Source organism: Agarivorans sp. D1326 (genome assembly GCF_056958115.1).
In genome coordinates, this window is record NZ_JBTWEN010000006.1 from 126,497 (window position 1) to 147,563 (window position 21,067).

Consider the following 21,067-nt stretch of genomic DNA (forward strand, 5'->3'; position numbering starts at 1 on the left):
TTTTTAGTAATGGCTTTGCGTGCAGGTTGCGAGCAACAAAACCTTTGTAAAATGTGATGGGCGTCTTCACGTAGGGTTTTGTATGCTCAGTAGTGACTCTTCATATTTTCATCATATATATACTGCTAATTTAATAATATATTTGAATTTTTATTCCATTAAATCTTATTAATATTTTTGTTCATAAAATAAATAATTGTTGGTAAAAAGGTCATTGCTGGTGATTTGATATCGCTTTCAAGTGGTGTTTATTAAGCTCGGCGTAAAACAAAAATAACATAGTAATAGGTCAACTAGCTTTTCAATCTGGGTGGATATTCACCAAGCTTGCATAGTTCTTCCTAAATACATCGTTCTTCGGTGGCTACCTATTGAGCTACCGGTTTAGTGCTAACTGATCTCACTTTCGGGTGAGCTAATCGGTGCTGCGTAAGTGTGCACTATTCATTTATACCGCAGAAAAGAAGCGGTGATATTTAAGGACGAAAATCATGTCTACACAATGGCCTAAGTCGCCAATTGCATTGGCTATGTCGAGCGCGCTAGCGCTGGCTTTTAGCAGTGCACCGGTACAGGCAATTTATACACCTTGGGAAGGCTCTTTCCATCAATACCCCGATAGCTACTATGATGTTGATGGCCAGCTAGTAGAAGAAGCTTATGAAGAACCCGAACAAGTGCCAGGGAACGGCCTATCGCCTTGGGATCCAGCTGATGCAATTAAGCGCACCAGCCCAGAACATCAAAACTACCCATTATCTGATTTAGCTAACCAAGGTGGCTGGACGATGGTTGAAGAACTCAGCGATGAGTTTGATAGCCCGCAGTTCAATGAATACAACTTGATGGGGAAAGAAAATGGCAAATGGTTGCCTAACAACCATATTTGGGGCGGTCGAGCACCTGCTGTTTTTGCTCCTAAAAATGTGAAGCAAGAAGGCGGTAAACTGCACCTAAGTATTGCCAATGATGAGTCTTATACTCCACATGGGTTTTGGAATGAATGGTACTACGGCTGGACTTCGGCCAGCGTTCAAAACGTAAACCCTATTCGTTATGGCTACTTTGAAGTTAAATCTAAAGTGGGCATTGGCTCTAGTGGTTTTTGGTTGTATGCCGAAACCTTGGAAGATAAAGAGTACCTATCGCAGTTTAATGAGCCCGGACATGTAAAAAGCAAGCTTGAGCTAGATGTTTACGAGCAATCGGGTCGTCGCTCAGAGTGGGCACCTTACTACAACATGAACTCTTGGGTATTTATTCACCAGGGCGAAGAAATGTCTTACGTGAATGAAGAAGGTAATGAGTACACCGCTTATCAAAACGGTGGTCACTGGAAAGCCGACATTGATTTTGCGGACGATTTCCATGTGTACGGTTTTTACTGGGGGCCTGAAGAAATTATTTGGTACTTTGACGGCAAACCGATCCGTTCAATGAAAAACCGTTACTACCACACGCCACTATATTTGTTGTTAGATACCGAAACCATGCCCGATTGGTTTGGTATGCCTAGTGCAAATGAGCTCGATTTTGGTCACCAAATTGAGTACGTGAGGGTATGGACTAACGATGAAACAGAGCAAAACTGGCGCGGTCGTTACTTTATGGACCCAACCATTAAAACCGGTGATGGCCTAAATGGTAAACCCGGTGAAAACCGAGTTGCAGCCGAATATGGTGGCACTGAAGCTTATCGCGAGAAGTGGGGGAATCCGGTTAGTGGCTCACCTGAAGTGGTAACGCTGCAAGGTATCGCCGCTAAGCAAAGCCATATCGAGATTCAAAGCGATATTCCTTATGTATTAGTGCCGCAGTTTACCCCAAGCAACGTTACCGACAAGCAAATGAATTGGCTGTCTAGCGACCCTAGTATTGCTGATATCAACCGCTCAGGCATGGTTAGTGCGAAAGCAGCAGGCAGTGTAACCTTCACGGGTTCACATGCAGATCTTCCTAATCAAACCATTAGTGTTACCGCAGATATTCTGCAAATTGGTAAGCGTTTTGACCTAGAGCTGGTTAACTATGGCGCTACTGGTAAAGAAGGGGACGAAGTAGAGAACGATAACGTTTATGGCTGGGGTGTTGGTAATGGTGTGGTTACCTTTAATACCCGCGGCGATTATGGCGACTTCTTTGATGTAGACTTTGGCAGTGGTGGCACTTACATGGCAGGTATTTCTGCTGGTACTGACATCGCCAGTGGCATCGGCGCTACCATATTCATTGATGGTGTTGAGGTGCTAAGTGGTGATATTGCTTCATCTGGAAATTGGAACGTTAATAAACGAACCGATTTAGCTGGGTCTTTCGAAGTAGAGCCTGGTACGCATACCGTGCGGATTATGAGCTCGGGCAGCTCCGGTTGGCAGTGGAATGGTGCGCGCGCCCACTTTGTTCAAGTATTAGAAGGCGATGTTGATCCCGGCGACGGCGGTACAGACCCAGGTGACGGTGGCACTGACCCAGGCGACGGTGGCACAGACCCAGGTGATGGCGGCACCGATCCAGGTGACGGTGGCACAGACCCTGGTGATGGCGGCACAGACCCAGGTGACGGCGGCACAGACCCAGGTGACGGCGGCACAGACCCTGGCGACGGTGGTACCGATCCAGGCGATGGCGGTACCGATCCTGGTGATGGCGGTACCGATCCTGGTGATGGCAGCACCGACCCAACAGCTGTAACGCTACAAGCTCAAAGCTTTGTTGCTACTGGCGGGGCAAATGGTGGTTTTGAAGTTTATGATATTGCCGGTGGGCAAGGCATTAACTTTAACCAAACCGGTGATTATGCCGATTACACAGTAAATCTTGCAGCAGGTAGCTATAGCGTAAGTTTGTACGCCGCTACGCCTATGAATGATGCTGGCGTAGAGCTAATACTAAATGGTGAATCTATTGCGGTAAGCAGCATTAGCCCAACCGGTGGATGGGATAATTTCCAAAGCCGTGTGATTGCCGCCAATTTAGTGGTAGCCACTGGTGGTGAGCAAGCCATTCGCTTAATCAGTGTGGGGGCAGATAATGCTTGGCAATGGAATGCCGACAAGCTGGTATTTACCCCTAATTCCGACAACGGTTCTACTAACCCAGACCCTACACCCGGTGAAGTAGTTATTTCTGTTGAAGCCGAAAGCTTTGCTGATACTGGCGGCAGCTACGATGGTTTTCAGGTATATGCTATTAACGGTGGCTCGGCGATTAACTTTAATCAGGCCGGAGATTATGCCGATTATCTGGTAACGATTGAGCAAGCTGGCACTTATAGCATGAGCATCGAAGCGGGTACTAACTTAGCGAATACTGGCATAGAGGTATGGGTAGATGGTGAGTCACAAGCCAGCTCTGCCATTACCAATACCGGTTCTTGGGATGTATTTGCGAGTAACTTGGTGAGCAACAACATAAGCTTGAGTGAGGGCCAACACACTATTCGCATTATGGGAGTAGGAGAAGCTGGTTCTTGGCAGTGGAATGCTGACAAATTCACCTTAACCAAGCAATAATCTGGTTAGCTTAAACCTTAAAAAGCCACGGCGTTATGCTGTGGCTTTGTTATTTATAGCTCTGCATCAAAACGGGCTAGTCGGGCTTCGGCTAATGAACAATCGGTTTGCTCAAGTAGCTCCGCCAAGGTGATGTTAGGCTTTTCTTTTATTAATCGGGCGAGACGTTCGCTTTTAGGTTCTAATTGCTCTTGGTAGGCAGCTAAACGCAGCTCAAGTTTAGTGAGCAAATAAGCAAAATTGTCACTTTCTAGGTTTTTAATACGTGTTGATAAAGCACTTAGGGCAGAAGCTTCGCCGGTTAGCTGCCAGTTTCTAGAGCGGCGTATTCGTTTTAACTGGCAAGCCGATTCCAGAGCCAGCTGTTTGGCTTGTTTGGTATTGTCACCACCAATGCGGTGAATCAGCGAAGGCAGAGCGACGGTGATTGCGAAGTCTTTGTTTTTCATAGGCGAATTTTGCATTCAAAGCTATCTAAATACAATCGCCAAGTGAAGCGCAACTTATTGGCCCTAAAACTGCTCAACTAGGCTTGAGAGTGGGCAAATCTCAACCATACTGGTAAGGCAAGTTTGGACTAACAAGGAACTCAATATGACGATTCGCAGACACGGCATTACCGTGGGCATCGAGCGTGTAGAAACGCGCTTATTAGTCTCGTTTAAAGCCTGCGGTACACTCACTCATCAAGACTATCAAACCATTACACCGATCCTCGAATCAGCCTTAGCAGAGGTTGAACATCCTCAAATACGCGCTTTTTTTGATGCTAGCGAGCTAGAAGGTTGGGAGCTAAGGGCAGCGTGGGACGATTTAAAACTCGGCTTAAAACACGGTCAGGATTTTGAAAGAGTGGCTATTTTAGGCCATCAACAGTGGTTAGAGTGGGCTTCAAAAGTGGGGAATTGGTTTATCGCAGGTGAAGTACAGGTATTTGAAGACGAGCAAAGCGCGTTGGTTTGGTTAGAAAGCTAAACACACTAGGCTAACAGCCAGAGCTTGGCTCTGGCTGTTAGGTTTATAGGCTTAAGCGATTAGGTGTTTTGCTGCTGTGCCTGTTGCATAGGGCTAGCCTCTTCTTCCAATATTTCTGAACTAGCTAAATACAAGAAATGTAAGTGGCGCTCGTATTGGCTAATTACGTCGGCAATGATTTGGTCTTCGGTATAGCCAAACACATCGTATTGCTGGCCGCCTTGCAATAAAAATACCTCGGCTCGGTAATAGTTGTTGTGCTGTTCGTCAGCATAACTTGGCATCACAAAGTGACGTAAACGGATCCCGTAAGCGAAGTTTTCAGCTTCTTCTTTGTAAATCGTTAGCCTAATTTTGTCGCTGTCTTCTATCAGTTTGGCGCTTAAGCCATTGGCTGAGAATTGTTCGACTAATTGAGTGAGTGCTGGGCGAGCTACTTGGCTTAAAAAGCTTTCTGCTTCTGGTTTTAAAGGGTGAACCAGCAAAGCATCTAAGCGCTCTTTCCAAGATATGTTGGCTTTAGAAAATTGCACCGAGGTATTGTGAGTTTGTACGCTGTTTTGCAGCATGTAGTCGTGTTTAAGCGCTTTAAACAAACCATAACAAAAGCAAAGCAATACAAACATAAATGGAAAAGCAGAAGCAATGGTTAAGGTTTGTAGTGCCGATAAGCCACCTGCAAACAATAATGCAGCGGCGATAAAACCAATCATTGAGGTCCAAAAAATACGTTGCCACAAGGGTGTATTGCTCTCGCCGCCAGCAGTGATGGTATCAATAACCAAAGCGCCAGAATCGGCAGAAGTAATGAAAAATGTGGTAATTAGTAGTGCTGCAATCAGTGATAGTACCGACGATAAAGGCAGTTGCTCAAAGAATACAAAAATTGCCGTTGCTACATCGTTATTAACCGCCACGGCTAGTGAGCTCATAGCATCACCGGCAATCATATGTATTGCGGTGTTGCCAAAAATAGTCATCCATAGGAAGGTAAAGCCAGCAGGAATAAACAATACGCCAACAATAAACTCACGGATCGAACGCCCCCGCGATACGCGGGCAATAAAGGTGCCCACAAATGGAGACCAAGACACCCACCAACCCCAGTAGAGTAAGGTCCAACCGCCAATCCAATCTTCTTTTCTATCGTAGGCGTAAAGGTTAAATGTACTGCTTACCAACTCGCTCATGTAGGTGCCGGTATTCTGCACATAGGATTGCAGTAATAGCTCAGTTGGGCCAAATAGCAATACGGCTACCATTAGCACTAATGCCAAAATTACATTTAGGTTTGAAAGGCGCTTAATGCCGCCGTTTAAGCCAAGCACTACCGAGACCGTAGCAAGTGCAATAACAATCACTACAAGGGCTAGCTGAATCCACTCGGTTTGCGGCAAGCCAAATAAGTAATGAAGGCCAGCGTTAAGTTGCTGTACCCCAAAACCTAGGGAAGTAGCCACACCAAATATGGTTCCCACTACTGCAAAGGTATCGGTGGCATGACCAATAGGGCCATGGATCTTGTCACCAATTAAAGGGTAAAGGGCAGAGCGTGGTAGCAAGGGCAATTTGTGGCGGTAGCTAAAGTAAGCGAGCGATAACGCAACTACTGCATATACTCCCCACGCGTGTAAGCCCCAATGGAAAAAGCTAATACGCATGGCATCTTTGGCGGCTTCTATGCTCATCGCATCACCTAAAGGCGGTGACATGTAGTGCATAACTGGTTCGGCTACGCCAAAGAACATTAAGCCAATTCCCATACCGGCAGAAAACAGCATCGAAAACCACGATAAGTTGCTGTAATCGGGTTCTGAATGGTCAGGCCCAAGTTTAATATCGCCTAAGCGACTTACCATCACACACACTACAAATATTAGGAATATGGCGACTGATAGCACGTAAATCCAACTTACATTGGTGCTAAGCCAAGTTTGTATTTGGTTAAAGTTGCTCGCAGAAATATCTGGAAACAATGCTGAAAATAGTGCGATGGATAAGGCTATAACTAAAGAAGAATAAAAAACAGGAGGGTTTATCTTGCTAGTGATATTCATAAAAACTCTGTGTTAGTTCGCGTGTTCAGCCCAACTGACGCGCGATGACTGCTTAATTATTGCAAGGTGTTAGCCTGCAAATGTGTAAGCTGGGCATGTTACAAACCATGCCAAGTAAACAGCCAAAAAAGCACCTTGGTATTTAGCCACAGCAAAACACCAAACTTACATGTGCGTTGGAGGCCAGCACACTAACACAGTGTTGCTATATTATGCTTTGATCTACCTCCTTGTAGATATCTTAAAGTGTTTACCACTAGCTAAAGGTTAATGAATAAATAAAAATATTGCCATGCTCACCACGGTAGTTATTAGTGCATTACGGGTGAAGTAGGCTAATAGCGCAGCGAGTATAGCGGCCAATAGATAGGGATTATCGAAAGACAGAGCCAGCTGTTTATCCTGAATAAAAACGATCGGAGCAAATATGGCCGTTAGCACTGCAGGGGCTGAGTAGCTTAAAAACTGTAACGTTGTCTTGTTCAACCTAAGCGGAATTTTTGGCTCTAAGAACAGGTAACGGCTGGCAAACACAATTGCGGCCATGGCTAAAATAGTAAACCAAATCATTGCTCTTCTCCGCGCCACTTAGCGTAAGCTGTGGCTAAACCCATAGCCAGCAGAGCCGAAATGAGTAGGCCTCCAGGCACTGCATAAAGTTCACACGCTACCGAACTCACTAAAGCGATAAGCCCACACAGTAAGCCCGAGCCATGTTTTATGTTTGGCACAACAATGGCGATAAAAGTAGCGGCAATGGCGAAGTCTAGCCCCCAGCTGTCTAGGTTTTCGATATTTGCGCCAGCCACAATGCCCACCGCAGAAGCGATATTCCAACCAAGATAAAAACTTAAGCCGCCCCCTAATGCGTACCAGCGGTCAAAGCGTTCAGCTTTGTCTTGATTGGCAATGGCAAACAATTCATCGGTAAGCAAATAACCCAGTAATAGGCGCCACTTTAGCGGTAAGCCACTAATTTTGGGGCGCATAGCCATGCTGTACAGAAAATGGCGCGAAGTAATTAGCATGGTGGTAACCAGCATACTTAACAGGCCAGCTCCCAGCTTAAACATGCCGGTAGCTACCAATTGGGCTGAACCCGCAAATAAAATGGCCGACATAGCTTGGCTTTGCAAAGGGCTAAGGCCCGCCTCCATTGCATAAGATCCCGCTAATATTCCCCAAGGCACAACGGCTATGGTGAGCGGTAATACCGCTAAGGTGCCTTTGGCAAATGCGGTGAGTTTATTAGACCAAGTTAGATGGTTTATATAGTTTGTACTGTTCACAATTTTCCTTGAGAGGGTAAAGCGACAGGCTGCAGCTAAGCTGCAAGTTCCTTGGCATAACGGCCAGGAGAAACACCCAAAGCGCGTTTAAAGTGGCGGCTAAAATGGCTTTGATCATGAAAGCCACAATCTAAGGCGACATCCAATTGCTTGTTACCTTGGCGCAACAGTTGTTTGGCTAAGCGTAATCTCGCTTGAATTTGGTAAGCATGTGGCGGAAGACCGTAGCGCTTTACAAACTGCTTCACTAAATAACAAGGGCTCAAATTGACTAACTTAGCCAGTTCGCTGAGAGAGACATTGGCTTGAGGCTGCTCATCCAAAAATTGCTTCACTAAACTAAGGTGATTGCGCTCATTAAAGGTAGATGTGCTTGTTGGGCGAGTTTTAGCGTGCCGAGTCATCAGTAAGCTCAGGCTCGCGTACACCATACTCTCACGTTGTAAACGATTGTTAGAGTTAGCCAGCAATGCAAGGGTAGTGCGTAAAGAGCCAGCAACCACCGAGTCTTGCACCACTGCTTGGCTAAAATAGGGAGCGCCTTGTTGCTTAATGCCTAGATCTTGGCTGAGTTGTTCAAATTGTTCAGGAGTGGGGTACATGGCCTGATAAGACCAGCCTCCTTTCGAGGCCGAGCAGCCAGTATGTACTTCATCGGCGTTCACCAAAATAATACTGTCTTGCGGGGCGATATGGTTGCCACCGGTGCGGTAAAACTGTTGCGCGCCACTTTCAATCACACCAATGGTGTAGCCTTCGTGACTATGCCGTGAAAAGTTTTGCTGTTGATAGCGGGCATTCAGTATTTCTATACCGCCTAACTCGTCGGCAAGCTGATAACGTGCTTGTTCTTTTGTCATTGGCTTGCCTCCTTACTGGCCGGAATAATACCAATCGTACCAAGTAACTGATCATTCTAACTGGTTAAAATGCTCGATAACTGCGTTAGAATTTTTGATTGTAGAATAACTACTTATCGAAAAATCCTGCCTTATTCTCGAGCATTTTTCCTGCGCTATTTCTGATCACTTACTTAGTGTGATTGGTATAAGCTGTCATCATAGCGCAGATTTATCAGAAGGTTTTGTACAAAATTGTTCGCTTTGGGCTTAATTTGCTGAGTAAGTGCTAGGGCATGTTGATCTTTGGTGTTGAAATTTTATTCAAGATAAGCGTGCTTTAATCGCGGCGAGCACTTTGAAACCTAGTGGGCTAAGTGAAAAGTGTTCAACGAAGAGTAATGTTCGCTTATCTGAACCCTTCGGGCAGCATTTCTTAGCCATTTATTCAGCGTTAGCGAGTGATTATTAAGCCCACTTAACTTCACACTCACTGCCTTGCCTATATGGCTAATAAATTGCTGTAAAAACCTTCAGCAAAGATCAACAGGCCCTAGTTACTCAGCTGGTCGTGGAAAACTGTGCTCTGGACGAGATAATGCTCTAAACCAAAGCGAGCTCATCGGCGGGTTCATTTAGTGCTTGAGTATCGATGCTGCTCTCAACTTCCATACATAGTTGGCTTAGTTCGGCGCATAACCAATAGTGTTTGTATTTTGCTGCCTTATAACTCTGTTCACAAATGAACATGTATTGCGAGGGTTGAATAGTGGGGGAGAAGTCCAGTACGCCGCCATTCCAGCCTTCGATAAACTCAGCCAAGTTAGGGTATTTAGGATCTGGCAGGCTAATGTTTTTCGCTTCAATGGCTAAACGCTTAGTTTCCAAGGCGCACAAATTTGTTTGCGCTAATAGCCGAGAATGAATTTTTGATTGCCATTCATCGTCTAGGTTGATTAGCGTATCGAGGATAAAGTGAAAACGCTCTAAGTTATTGATAATAGGCTCCAGCTTAGCCATGCCTTGGAGAGCGTTTAATAAGCTATCTAGCCGGGCACTTTGTTGGCTCGACATCAACGAACGGCACAGCATAATGCGGTGATGTAACAGTTTATCAAAGGGTTTAAATTCATTTTGATACTGTTTTATTGCCGCCGTAGATTCGGTGATTAAATTACCAACATCAACTCGATTACTCGCAGGCAGGTCAAACTCTTCCGGCGCTATATTTAAGTTAGCTTCATAATAAAGCTTTACTAAAGAGGCGACACGCAAGGTGTCTAGCTGCTTAAAGTAGAGCTGTTCCTGATTGTTGATTTGTAGATGTTGGGCATTAATCTGCGCGATACAGTCGCTTAAACCGCTGGGTTTATTGTCGACAAGATTGGAAAGATGGAAAAAGCGTCCGCTGTAGATCTCTCCAAAAAACTGCTTTAGGTACTCGGCAGTTTGTTGTTTTTGTTGCTCATTCTCAATTAAACTGTCGTTGCTCACCGTAAATTTACTGGGCTGTTTTATGCCTTGCTGAGTATAGAAAAAAGCACTTACCGACTCGCTTAAGGTGTCGATATCACCGATTAGCAAAGCTGCAGGTAATTCAGATTTAAAAATACCTTGGTCGCCTCGTGATGTAACAAAAGCAATACGATCTTTATCTGCAGGGTGACTATCCCAGGTTGAGCTGTCTGTGCGCTGCATTTGCTGTTCTATTTTGCTCATCTGCGCTTTGCTGGTTTGCTTGGCTAAATTAGCAACCGCCAACGGTATATTCGCCAGTAGTTTGTTGTCATTCCAGGCTAGTTTATTGATGTCTGCTACTTTTTGCGCGGCTAAGGCCAGCTTACGCAGTTCAATGGCGGTGTTCTCAAACTGATCACTACCCACAAAGCGGCTTTCGTAGCTGTCGGCGTCAAACTCCATTGCGCGAGACATATATTGAGTGAGCTTAAAGTTGAGATTAAACAAGCCTTTAAAAATGAATCGAGTAAGGCCTATAGAAAGCTGAGCGGCAATAATTGCGATATTCATAACAAAGGGCATGTGTTCTTGCTTAGCCCAGTTTTGCAGGCGTAAATCCCATTCGTCGGGCTGGTAGGCTCGGCTATAAAACCAATGGTTAACGGTTTGCACAATATAGCGGGTTTGCATCGCCTGGGTTTGAGCAAAATGGCCAAACTCGTGCGCCAAAATGCCACTTAACTGGCGCATATTCATGCCGGTTAGTAAGGGCATGCCAATGGTTAGGCGTAACTCTCCTTTACGCAGGCTAAGCCAGCCGTTTAGGCCTCCGGCAGAGGCATTTACTTGGGTGTCTAAGCAAATTTCTGTTGGGCGAGGAACCGCTAGTTTGTCGCACATTACATCAACTAGATTGAATAATGCCGGGGCTCTTTTGGCTTGTAGGCGATATAGTTTGGGTTGCTGGTAGGTGGCAAATAAAGGTTTAAGCAAAAATAGAAACAGCACAATAACAATAAAATAAGGAACAACGAGGAGAAATTGCTTAGCAATGCCTCCAGAAAAATCACCGATATTTTCAACTAACACCGAGAAGTAAAACACCGAAAAACTGATTAAACCTACTAACATCAGCAAGTAAATAAGCGGAGCAATTAGGCTAATAAGTAGCGTGCATATCATGCCAATTCTGTACTCTCGGCTTACGCTAGAGCGAGGGAACTCTCCACTAAGCAGTTTAATAAAGTCAGCTTTTAGTTTAGGCGCACTATTTTGTTGAGCTTTGCTATGAGAGGCAGTAGGTGCAGCGCTGTTTGTTTCAAGCACTGCCATTTCCCTTAGCTCTACTCGTAGGCCATGCTCGCTAAATACTGCGGCAAGGCTTTTTGCCAAACTTAGTGAAAGGCTCTCTTTAAGGACATGTCCTTCAACCAAGTATTTTTGAGCTGTAGCGGGTGTGATATCTAAGGCTTTACACAGACTATGTACCACATGGTTATCGCGAGTATTTCCATTTTGAGCGCCTAAACTCACTAACTCATATTTAGCCACTCACATTTCCTTGTGTTTATAGTGATAAATTTGTCGCCAGAATTTTTGCAAATAAGCTAATCAGATTCAATAGCTTGGCTTTAGGGTACAAGAGCAAATTGCAAACTATTCGAGCTAGCGCAGATTACTGGTCACAAAATAAAACGCTGCTACTGAAACCCTACTGACAGGTAGTTGTCAGTAGGGGGGGACTATAGTTATCTCACTGGCTGGCCATGGGGGCTAGCCGGTAACAGCAAGGAGATAGTTATGTTAGCAGTTGCACCTTTAGTATGGGCAGAGATCGCCGTTGCCAATATGGACCGCGCGTTAGCGTTTTACGCCGAGCACTTTGATCTAACCTTTCGCCGCGAGAATATGGGCGATATGGATATGGCCATTTTAGAAACCGAAGATCCAGAGGCTGCTAGTTTTGGTTTATGTCAGCATGAAATGATGAAGCCAAGCATGGATGGCAGCACCATTTATCTGCATTTAAGCGAAAAACTTAGCCCATTGGTGGATAAAATTACTCAATCGGGCGTGCAAATCCTAATGCCTGTTACTGCCATTCAAGATGGCGAGCATGGTTACTTCGCCTTATTTGTGGATAGTGAAGGTAATAAAATAGGTCTGTGGTCTAAGTTCCAGTAATATCGACGTTGTTATGCAAGCAAATTTAGCTAGCCCAGCCTTTAAAGCTGGGCTAGTGTTTGCTCTGCACTTTGGCAGGGATGATTTATGAGACGGGCAGACAGACTTTTTCAGATAGTACAAATTCTGCGTATGCGGCGACTCACCACTGCCCAAGATTTAGCCGACCGTTTAGAAGTGTCAACCCGCACCATCTACCGTGACGTACAAGATCTTTGTTTAAGTGGCATTCCCATTGAAGGAGAAGCTGGCGTAGGCTATTTGTTGCGCCAAGAAGTTAGCGTACCACCGCTAATGTTTAATGAAGCGGAACTAGAGGCCATTCAAATTGGCATGCGAATGGTGCAAACCTGGGCAGGCAAAGAACTGTCTTCGGCTGCCAAGCAAGCAATGATTAAAGTAGAAGCGGTATTGCCACAACGCCTACAAGCCTATCAATCTTTAATGTTTGCCCCCGATTTTTATATCGACAGCGACCAATTCAAATACTTAGATCCTTTGCGTATTGCTTCGCAACAGCGTGAATACCTAGAGATTTGCTACCAAGATGCCAAGGCTGACTGCACCAAACGAGAAATTCGCCCACTGGCCATTTATTTTTGGCGAGGCACCTGGACCTTGCTTGCGTGGTGCGAATTGCGCGATGATTTTCGCAGCTTTCGGGTTGATCGAATTACCGAATTACATCATCAAGAACGGGTGTTTAGCCACAGCCCCGGAAAAGAGCTAGATGACTTTGTAGAGAAAATGGAGCAAGAAGGGCATTAAATTTATGCCTTATTGTTATTGGTCTCTTGATATTTCAGAGCTCGAATCAGATTTTTCGCAGCTAGCTTAACCTTCATCAAACTATCATTTAGTTGACATGCCCTTTCTCTGTTTGTTTGCGGTATCATTGTTTATCTTGTCACTAATATCGCATTCAAAATGATCCGACCTTATCAATCAGGTGATACTGAAACAGTATTGAATATATGGCTGGCCGCTTCGATAAAAGCGCACGATTTTGTAGATGCCAGTTTTTGGCATTCGCAAGTAGATAATATGCGTAGTCTCTATCTGCCTAATGCCGAGACTTATGTATATCAGCAAGACAACCAAGTACTTGGGTTTTATGCGCTTGATGAAAAACATATAGCGGCTATTTTTGTGGCACCCGATTCACAAGGGCAGGGTATTGGAAAACAGCTCATTGCTCATGCCAAGCAACAGCGCAGTGTTTTAACTTTGTCGGTGTATAAGCAAAACACCGCTAGTTATCAGTTCTATTTGTCTCAGGGTTTTAGTTTAGTGAAAGAGCAAACAGACCCACATACTGGTTTGCCAGAATACACCATGAGTACCGGTATCTAGAGCTGCAGAAAGTAAAAGGCAGAAAGCAAAAAGCTTGGCCAATTGAGCCAAGCTTTTTTGTTATTTGTTTGCTTACTTATTTAAGTCTAGCTTTGGTTCAAGTCTTTATCTTTCCAAAACTTAGTGCCTTTTACGGTCGCTTCTAACGATAAGCCAGCTTCGGTCATTTGATAGATATCTACGTCACCGATAGCACCTTCGCCTTCTGCAGAGCCACCTTTATCGCCAGCTTTAGCTGAGGCATCCGCTTGAGCACCAAATAACCAGCCAGACTCAACAAATTTGTCATAAGACTCGCGAGTATTAAACACCATTAAGGCTCTAAAATCTTTAACACCAGCACCAAAGCCTACACCCGCTTCACCCATATTCATGTAAGTGCGCTTGCCAGTTGCATTATCGATGGCTACACCATGGCCGCCGCCAGCAGAGATAACAAACAAGTTGATACCGGCATTGCTAAATACTGCGTAACCTACAGCGCCGTTGATTTTACCGGCAATGTCGCTATTTTCTTTCTTAAAGTCTACCAAGGTTTCTTGAACCATTTGGTCTGATTCTGCACGTTCTTCTGCTGCGCTTTTACTAAATGCAGGCATGCTAATAGTCATGTTTAATAGTGCGATGGCGAAAATAGCTTTAAGTGATTTTGTCATTATTGATCCTAAATATGTGCTGGGTATGGCCAGCAAAAATTAACAATCTGAAATACAACTCGGCCTTTCAACTTGCTGCTATTTTAATCAAATCATGGCAGTAAATTGACATTTTGCGAACAAGTGCAAAAATGATGATTATGGTTCATTGGGAAGTGGCGGCGAGATGCAGGAATATCAATTTCAGTTACCAGCCTTAAAGTGGGTTGTAGACATATTGGAGCAGCAAGGTTTAGACAGGCACCGACTGTTAGCCGCAGCAGATATCTCGCCGAGTTTATTGCGTCAAACCAGCGGCTTAATTAGCCAGCTTAAAGTGGCAAAGTTAATGACAGCTGCAGATCGCGTTAGTCAACAGCCTTTGGCCAGCGCACGTTGTGGCTTGTCGATGCCTTTGCGTAAGCAAGGGGTACTAGCCATTGCGGTTCAAAGCATGCCTAATCTAGAAGCGATGATCCAAATGTTGAAAGCATTCTTGAATGCTCAGTCGAGCGGAACTAATTTAGATTTAGTGAAGGAAGGGGACTTAGTTCGAGCCGAATTTAGTTTACGTTTTGCTGATCAACTTAGTTGTGATTCGTTGCATAGGGCGATGCTGTGTAACTTGTTTAAAACCTTCCAAACATTGTTTGGAGAGTCATGGCGAGCGACAGAAGTGTGGTTAATGCACAGTTTTAGTCACACTAAAGAGCTATCCCAACTTCTTAATTGCCCGGTAAAAGACAATAAAGCGATTAATGCCATTGTGTTTGAACAGCGTTGGGCCCACGTTACTGGCGCGCAAGTTTACCCTGCAGAAGCATTGCGTAAACAAAGTAGCGAAACCTTACAGAGGCTTGAAGACTTGGATGACCTTATTTATCAGATTTTGCCGCCATTAATCTACGATGGAAACACCAGTATTGAGCATGTAGCGGAGTTATTTGGAGTACATGTTCGGGTGTTGCAAAAGCGCTTAAAAGCCAAAGGTACTAGCTATTCAAGCTTGTTAGAAGACGCCAGAAAAACCATGGCAGTGGAATTTTTAGTTGATAGTCAGCTATCAATTGCAGATATCTCTTTGCAACTGGGTTTTAAAGAACCGGCCATTTTTATCCGCAGCTTTAAAAAGTGGTTCAAGCAAACGCCACTGCAATGGCGTAAATCGGCGAAAGGCTATTAACAAATCTGTTTTCTTTATTATTGTTTTTCATAATTACTGATTTGGTGACTCAATTTGGTGATTATTGCTTCATTATGGTGTGATTTGGAATTTAGATTCTGTCATTACTTTGAAATATATGGTTTTTATATTTGGCATACAAAATGCGACATAGATCACAAAGGAGTGGGTTTAACTCCTAAGTTGTCGTAATAAGCCAAGGATGAAAATCATGAAAAAATTACTTGTTTGGTGTGTGGCCGGGCTAAGCCTAGCTTTGAGTAATAGCTTTGTGGCTTCTGCAAAGCCAAACGCTACTTATGAAGATCAGCGTTTAAGTGCTTGGTGCACCCAGCTTAAAAAACAGCAGAGTTGTTATAACTTACACCAGCAGTTAGCAGAGCAAGGCAGGCCAGAGTCGGCGTATTGGATAGGTAAAGCTAGTGCAAGAGGCATGTTTGAAGCAGCCGATTTAACTAAGGCGCTTGGTTATTACCAAGTAGCCAGCCAAGAAATGCACCCAGCAGCCAGCCGTGAATTGGGTTTGCTCTACTACCATGGAATAAGTGGTGAGCGAGATTTCGCAAAAGCGCAGCGCTTATTTGAACAGGCTATCGAACAGGGTAACCCACAAGCTATTTGGGCTCTGGCCCGCATGTACCATTACGGTCGTGGAGTTGAGCAAAATTATAACAAAGCCTTTGAACTGTTTAGCTTGGCTGCTGATAAAGGTTCTAAACCTGCTGCTAGTACTTTGGCTTACTACTATAAAGTAGGCTTGGCCACCGAACCTAACCCGCGCTTAGCCAGTTATTGGCGCAACAAAGCTAATGATAAAAAGTTAGTGACCTGGAATCGAAGCATTCCCGATTATCGCTAAAATCAACTAAAATCAACTAAAATCAACTAAAATCAACTAAAATCAACTAAAATCAACAAAGCCAGCATAGTTATTGCTGGCTTTGTTGCTTTTACAAGCCGTTCATCTTTGTGACATAAATCTAACATCAATTTTTCATCACTTTGTCACCCGATGAACCTTTACTGGTTAGCTCTTAAATCGATGTTATTCACCAACAATAAGGACGTTAACCAATGAAATTCTCTCAGCTTGGGCTATTTCTCTGCCCACTTGTACTATTAAGTGCCTGTAGCGACGACGACAATCCTATTCAAGCGGCCAACACTGGGGCTATATCAAAAGTGCAATTAGGGCCTCGTCCAGCATTCTTGGTTGATCAGCTCGCCGACGGAGAGCTAAAAACAAGCTTGCAAGCGTGTGTAGATGACATGACAACTTACAGCGTAAGTGACTTCTCTATTGGTCACCGTGGCGCGCCACTCATGTTCCCAGAGCATACCAAAGAAAGCTATATGGCTGCCGCGCGCATGGGAGCAGGTGTGCTTGAGTGTGATGTAGCCTTTACTAAAGATGGCGAACTGGTTTGCCGCCACTCACATGCCGATTTACACACCACCACCAACGTACTGGCAGTGCCAGAGTTAGCTGCTAAATGTTCAGTTCCCTTCACTCCGGCAGACACTGCTAATGGCGTAGAGGCCACTGCTGAGTGTCGTACCTCAGACTTTACCTTGGCTGAATATAAAAGCCTGACCGGTAAAATGGACGCGGCTAATAAACAAGCAACCACAGTTGAAGAATACATGGACGCAACGCCAAGTTTCCGTACCGATCTTTACGCTGAGGTTGGCACATTAATGTCGCATGAAGAGAGTATCGCCTTGTTTAAGGAGCTAGGCGTAAAAATGACCCCAGAGCTTAAAACACCCGCTGCGCAAGACCTAGCAGCAGCAGGGATTACCCAGCAAGAATTTGCCCAAAAAATGATTGATGAATACATTGAAGCAGGCATCGAGCCTAGCGAGGTTTACGCTCAATCTTTCTCAATTGACGATGTTGAATACTGGGTTGCCAACACCCCAGAGTTTGGGGAGCAGGCTGTTTACCTTATTTACTTGCTTGATGGTGTGCCTAGCCCAACAGAAATTGCCGCTAAAAACATCAATATTGTTGCGCCCATTTATACTGCTCTTGTTGAAGAGCAAGATGGAGCAGTAGTTGCTACCGACTATGCCAAGCAGCTAAAAGAAGCGGGTTTAGATTTAATTACTTGGACCATCGAGCGCAAGTACACCTCTATGCACGAATTTGAAGTACTTAATGTACTTAAAAAAGATCTTGAGTTAGTTGGCGTATTTTCTGATTGGCCAGCCACTGTGACCTTCTTCGATAACTGCATAAAATAGTCACTATATTCATCGAACTGTTGCTGTTAATGCGTATTAGCAGCAACTTTGTGATCGCAATAGCACTTTTTTCTGTATTTCCCCTGCAATTGATTAATCGCAACAAAATAATTATTCACTATTTTCTTCGAGCGATTGTGTGGTAGCGTTGCTGCCGCTGCCTTCTTTGGTCATTAGGCAGTGGTCAACAAAGGAATAATAATGAAAAAATCAGTTTATTGTTTAGCAAGTTGTATTGCCGCCGCGTTTATCGTTGGCTGTAGCAGCAACAATCAAACTAGTACTAGTGAAACACCAGCCGCAGTTGTATGTAGCGGCGTGTGTGGCGAGCAAGAGTTTACTCGTGCTCAGCAACTACACCACGGTGACGGCGTAGAGCAAAACTACGATGCAGCCTTGGCAGAATATTTAAAAGCTGCCAAAGCAGGTAATGTAGCTGCCATGACGCAAGCTGCGGTGTTATACCAAGAGGGCTTAACTAGCCAAGGCAGTATGCCTGAGCTGGCGGTTGAGTGGCTAATGGTTGCTGCTAAGCAGCAAGATGCAGAAGCGCAATTTCTGTTAGCAGAAAACTTTTGGAATGGCGTAGGCACCGAGCAAGATTTTGGCAAAGCCGAGTTTTGGTATAACCAAGCTGCATTAAACAAACACCAAGAAGCTGCTTACCTATTAGGTTTGTATTACTTCGAAGGCGAAAACATGGATGAAGATCCAGAGCAAGCCTATGTGTGGATGTCGATTGCTGCGCTGTTAGGCCATGGTAATGCACCTGGCGATCGCGACTTCTTAATCGGCGAAGAGCTAGACATGACGCAAAAAAAAGCGGCTTGGAAAGAAGTAGATCGATTAATTAAAGAAATGGGCATCGAGGTGCCTTGGTAGGCGTAATGCGCTACTAAATCTTAGATGAACTTACTGTCATCACAATAATAGTGAGTTGGTATTGATTGAAGGTTAAGTCGGTCAAATATTCGTCAATACTAACTCCTTTTTACAGTGCTTTATTGTATAGTTGAACTACCCCTTAAGTGGAGGAATGACGATGCTATATTTAATAGAGTTTTTGTTATTTTTACTGCTAGTGGCAGCCCTTGCCTTACCCTTTTATCGCAATCAAGAAGTGTTTGAAATTGCCGATATTGACGCCGACGACCTTCCCGGAAAACACCTACAACTTAGCCATGGTTTAGTTCACTTTCATCGAGAGGGGCAACGCACTGCGCCTGTTGTTGTGCTAATTCATGGATTCTCTGCATTTTCTTATGTTTGGGAGCGCAACGTAAATAGTCTGCTTAAGCAGGGTTACCAAGTGATTAGCGTTGATCTATATGGGCGAGGTTATTCGGCTAGACCAAATACTGCTTATACTCGGCAGCTGTTTGTGGAGCAAATAAAGGAGTTGCTCGAGGACCAGCAAATAGATGAACCAGTGTATTTAGCAGGTTTATCTATGGGCGGGGCGATTAGCGTAAGGTTTGCTGAATTGTACCCCGATAGAGTCGCAGGGCTTATCTTACTTGCACCTTTAACCACCACACCCAAAATTGCGCCTTTGCCTATACCGATTATCGGTGAATATGTGGCCTATAGCTTTGTGATACCTAGTTTGCCTAAACGACAGTTAGACGATTTATCTAACCTAGAAAAAGCACTTGATTGGGTGGCACAGTTCGAGCCTCAAATGCGCTACAAGGGCTACCGAAAAGCAATGCTGGCAACCGTAAGAGGTTTGATGCAAGAGCCAATGCTAGATGCTTATTTTGCTGTGGCTAAAACTAATATACCTAGCTTGGTTGTGTGGGGAGATGCCGACAAAGTATTGCCATATCGCCAAGCGCAGGGGGTTCAAAAAGCCTTAGGCGAGCATTGTCAGTTAGTCACTGTTGAAGGGGCAGGACACGCTTTGCAGTATGAATATAGCGAGCAAGTTAATCAGCACATTGCTACATTTTTAGCATCTATCAACAAGCTTAAATAGCCACCAAGCTGGTTTATTTATTTCGTTATAGAAGGCGCTGTCAGAGCGCCTTCTCTTATACTTTTGTTATCGAATGAAGATACATTTGTTATTTATAAACTTGCCATTTATAGCATTGCCATAGATACTAAATTTGAACATTTGATAACGGCAACAAAGTTTCTAGAGCGTTGATTTATCAACTTATAGTTTACTTTTTGCCCTACTAGAAGTTAGCTATGCAAGCACCAAGTACACCTATTGGCGAAGCAAGTCGCCTTAAAGCTTTAAAAGATCTCGATATTTTGGATACGATGCCAGAAGAGCGTTTTGATCGGATTACTCGAATGGCCAAACGGCTATTTGATGTGCCAATTGCTTTAGTGAGTTTGGTTGATGAAAACCGCCAATGGTTTAAATCATGTTTTGGTGTAGATGCCAGTGAAACGCCTCGTGACATCTCTTTTTGCGGTCACGCCATTTTAGGTGACGATACCTTTCAAATTGAAGATGCCCTAGCAGATCCGCGCTTTGCAGATAACCCACTGGTAACTGGCTACCCGCACATTCGTTTTTATGCCGGGCACCCACTTACTACTCCAGATGGAGAGAAGATAGGCACCTTATGCATTATCGATACTAAGCCAAAAAGCCTAACTAAAGATGACCTAATTGCACTGGATGATTTAGCGGTAATGGTGGAGCAAGAACTGGCTGCACTGCAAATGGCGATTACCGATGAATTAACCAGTATTTCTAATCGTCGTGGCTTTATGAAGCTAGCACATTACTCTTTCGCCATGTGCCGCAGGCAAGTTATCCCACTTACTATTGCCTATATGGATTTAGACCAGTTTAAACCCATAAATGATCAATATGGTCATGCTGAAGGTGACAATGCCTTGCGTTTATTTGCCGAGCAAATGCGTGTTTCATTTCGAGAGTCTGATCTGTTTGCCCGCATGGGTGGAGACGAGTTTGTAGTAATGTTTACCGATACCAACGAAGCGGATGCAACCGAAATACTACAACGATTCGCCAGCGATCTTAGCGCGGCTGCCAAGCAGCATAAGCTCGCTTACCCACTATGTTTTAGTTACGGTCTGTTGGAAGTGGACTTTACTCAATATCCTTCTATCGACAGCGCGTTAGAGCAAGCTGATCAGTTAATGTATCGTCATAAAAGTTGCCAGCGCTAGAAATATCCTCGCGGTTAACCAATTTCTTGTTTGATTGTTAAATATTCGACTTTTCTTAAATCGATATGTTTGAATATTTTGTCGATCTCTAACGCGGCTCCTCTGGTATTACCTCTTAAAAATGTAAAGTGTTATTGTTTAAAGCTGGCTTAATGCAGCTTTAATTGCCAAAGAAAGGC

At 44.3% G+C, this 21,067-nt stretch carries 18 protein-coding genes; 11 read left to right on the forward strand and 7 right to left on the reverse strand.

What is annotated here, in order from left to right:
* Positions 1-491: 491 nt before the first annotated feature.
* Positions 492-3,512: a carbohydrate-binding protein gene (locus ACYFDN_RS13140; RefSeq protein WP_483511479.1), complete on the forward strand. Its 3,021-nt coding sequence runs from the start codon at positions 492-494 to the stop codon at positions 3,510-3,512.
* 53 nt (positions 3,513-3,565) lie between these two features.
* On the opposite strand, the gene ACYFDN_RS13145 is transcribed toward ACYFDN_RS13140, so the two are convergent.
* Entirely contained in the window at positions 3,566-3,976 is a 411-nt protein-coding gene (locus ACYFDN_RS13145) for a ribosome recycling factor family protein (RefSeq protein WP_483511481.1), read from the reverse strand.
* Positions 3,977-4,106: 130 nt separating this feature from the next.
* Between ACYFDN_RS13145 and ACYFDN_RS13150 the strand changes: the two genes are divergently transcribed.
* Positions 4,107-4,487 carry a SpoIIAA family protein gene (locus tag ACYFDN_RS13150; RefSeq protein ID WP_152779438.1) on the forward strand — a complete coding sequence of 127 codons (381 nt, stop codon included), beginning with the start codon at positions 4,107-4,109 and terminating at the stop codon, positions 4,485-4,487.
* Positions 4,488-4,546: 59 nt separating this feature from the next.
* On the opposite strand, the gene ACYFDN_RS13155 is transcribed toward ACYFDN_RS13150, so the two are convergent.
* The 5 genes from ACYFDN_RS13155 to ACYFDN_RS13175 form a co-directional block, all read right to left on the reverse strand.
* Entirely contained in the window at positions 4,547-6,544 is a 1,998-nt protein-coding gene (locus tag ACYFDN_RS13155; RefSeq protein WP_483511483.1) for a BCCT family transporter, read from the reverse strand.
* A 267-nt stretch (positions 6,545-6,811) separates the two neighbouring features.
* Positions 6,812-7,114, reverse strand: a complete 303-nt coding sequence (locus tag ACYFDN_RS13160; protein WP_483511484.1) for an AzlD domain-containing protein — start codon at positions 7,112-7,114, stop codon at positions 6,812-6,814.
* Positions 7,111-7,833, reverse strand: a complete 723-nt coding sequence (locus ACYFDN_RS13165; protein WP_483511486.1) for an AzlC family ABC transporter permease — start codon at positions 7,831-7,833, stop codon at positions 7,111-7,113. The genes ACYFDN_RS13160 and ACYFDN_RS13165 overlap by 4 nt, the downstream gene beginning before the upstream one ends.
* Before the next feature lie 35 nt (positions 7,834-7,868).
* Positions 7,869-8,693: an AraC family transcriptional regulator gene (locus ACYFDN_RS13170; protein WP_483511488.1), complete on the reverse strand. Its 825-nt coding sequence runs from the start codon at positions 8,691-8,693 to the stop codon at positions 7,869-7,871.
* A gap of 582 nt (positions 8,694-9,275) precedes the next feature.
* Entirely contained in the window at positions 9,276-11,681 is a 2,406-nt protein-coding gene (locus ACYFDN_RS13175) for a M48 family metallopeptidase (RefSeq protein WP_483511489.1), read from the reverse strand.
* 249 nt (positions 11,682-11,930) lie between these two features.
* Here ACYFDN_RS13175 and ACYFDN_RS13180 point away from each other — a divergent pair, with 249 nt between their 5' ends.
* From ACYFDN_RS13180 to ACYFDN_RS13190, 3 genes are all read left to right on the forward strand, one after another.
* The gene (locus ACYFDN_RS13180; protein ID WP_483511491.1) at positions 11,931-12,314 is read left to right on the forward strand and encodes a VOC family protein; all 384 of its coding nucleotides are present in this window, start codon (positions 11,931-11,933) and stop codon (positions 12,312-12,314) included.
* Between the two features lie 87 nt (positions 12,315-12,401).
* A complete protein-coding gene (locus tag ACYFDN_RS13185; RefSeq protein WP_040307408.1) occupies positions 12,402-13,082 on the forward strand; it encodes a helix-turn-helix transcriptional regulator in 681 nt (226 codons plus the stop codon).
* 159 nt (positions 13,083-13,241) lie between these two features.
* Positions 13,242-13,667, forward strand: coding sequence for an N-acetyltransferase (locus ACYFDN_RS13190; RefSeq protein WP_483511492.1), 426 nt, complete (start codon positions 13,242-13,244; stop codon positions 13,665-13,667).
* A gap of 86 nt (positions 13,668-13,753) precedes the next feature.
* Here ACYFDN_RS13190 and ACYFDN_RS13195 read toward each other — a convergent pair whose 3' ends face one another.
* A complete protein-coding gene (locus tag ACYFDN_RS13195; RefSeq protein ID WP_016402808.1) occupies positions 13,754-14,323 on the reverse strand; it encodes a lipid-binding SYLF domain-containing protein in 570 nt (189 codons plus the stop codon).
* 166 nt (positions 14,324-14,489) lie between these two features.
* Here ACYFDN_RS13195 and ACYFDN_RS13200 point away from each other — a divergent pair, with 166 nt between their 5' ends.
* The 6 genes from ACYFDN_RS13200 to ACYFDN_RS13225 all read left to right on the forward strand — a co-directional run bounded on the left by ACYFDN_RS13200 (position 14,490) and on the right by ACYFDN_RS13225 (position 20,888).
* On the forward strand, positions 14,490-15,485 hold the full coding sequence (locus ACYFDN_RS13200) for an AraC family transcriptional regulator (RefSeq protein WP_483511493.1): 996 nt from the start codon (positions 14,490-14,492) through the stop codon (positions 15,483-15,485).
* A gap of 211 nt (positions 15,486-15,696) precedes the next feature.
* Entirely contained in the window at positions 15,697-16,344 is a 648-nt protein-coding gene (locus ACYFDN_RS13205) for a tetratricopeptide repeat protein (protein WP_483511494.1), read from the forward strand.
* 215 nt (positions 16,345-16,559) lie between these two features.
* Positions 16,560-17,732 carry a glycerophosphodiester phosphodiesterase family protein gene (locus ACYFDN_RS13210; RefSeq protein WP_483511495.1) on the forward strand — a complete coding sequence of 391 codons (1,173 nt, stop codon included), beginning with the start codon at positions 16,560-16,562 and terminating at the stop codon, positions 17,730-17,732.
* A gap of 201 nt (positions 17,733-17,933) precedes the next feature.
* Positions 17,934-18,614 (forward strand): tetratricopeptide repeat protein, encoded by a 681-nt coding sequence (locus tag ACYFDN_RS13215; RefSeq protein WP_483511496.1) that lies wholly within the window; start codon positions 17,934-17,936, stop codon positions 18,612-18,614.
* A 160-nt stretch (positions 18,615-18,774) separates the two neighbouring features.
* Complete coding sequence (locus ACYFDN_RS13220; protein WP_483511497.1) at positions 18,775-19,710, forward strand: alpha/beta fold hydrolase; 936 nt, start codon at positions 18,775-18,777, stop codon at positions 19,708-19,710.
* Between the two features lie 218 nt (positions 19,711-19,928).
* A complete protein-coding gene (locus ACYFDN_RS13225; protein WP_483511498.1) occupies positions 19,929-20,888 on the forward strand; it encodes a GGDEF domain-containing protein in 960 nt (319 codons plus the stop codon).
* Positions 20,889-21,067 lie beyond the last annotated feature (179 nt).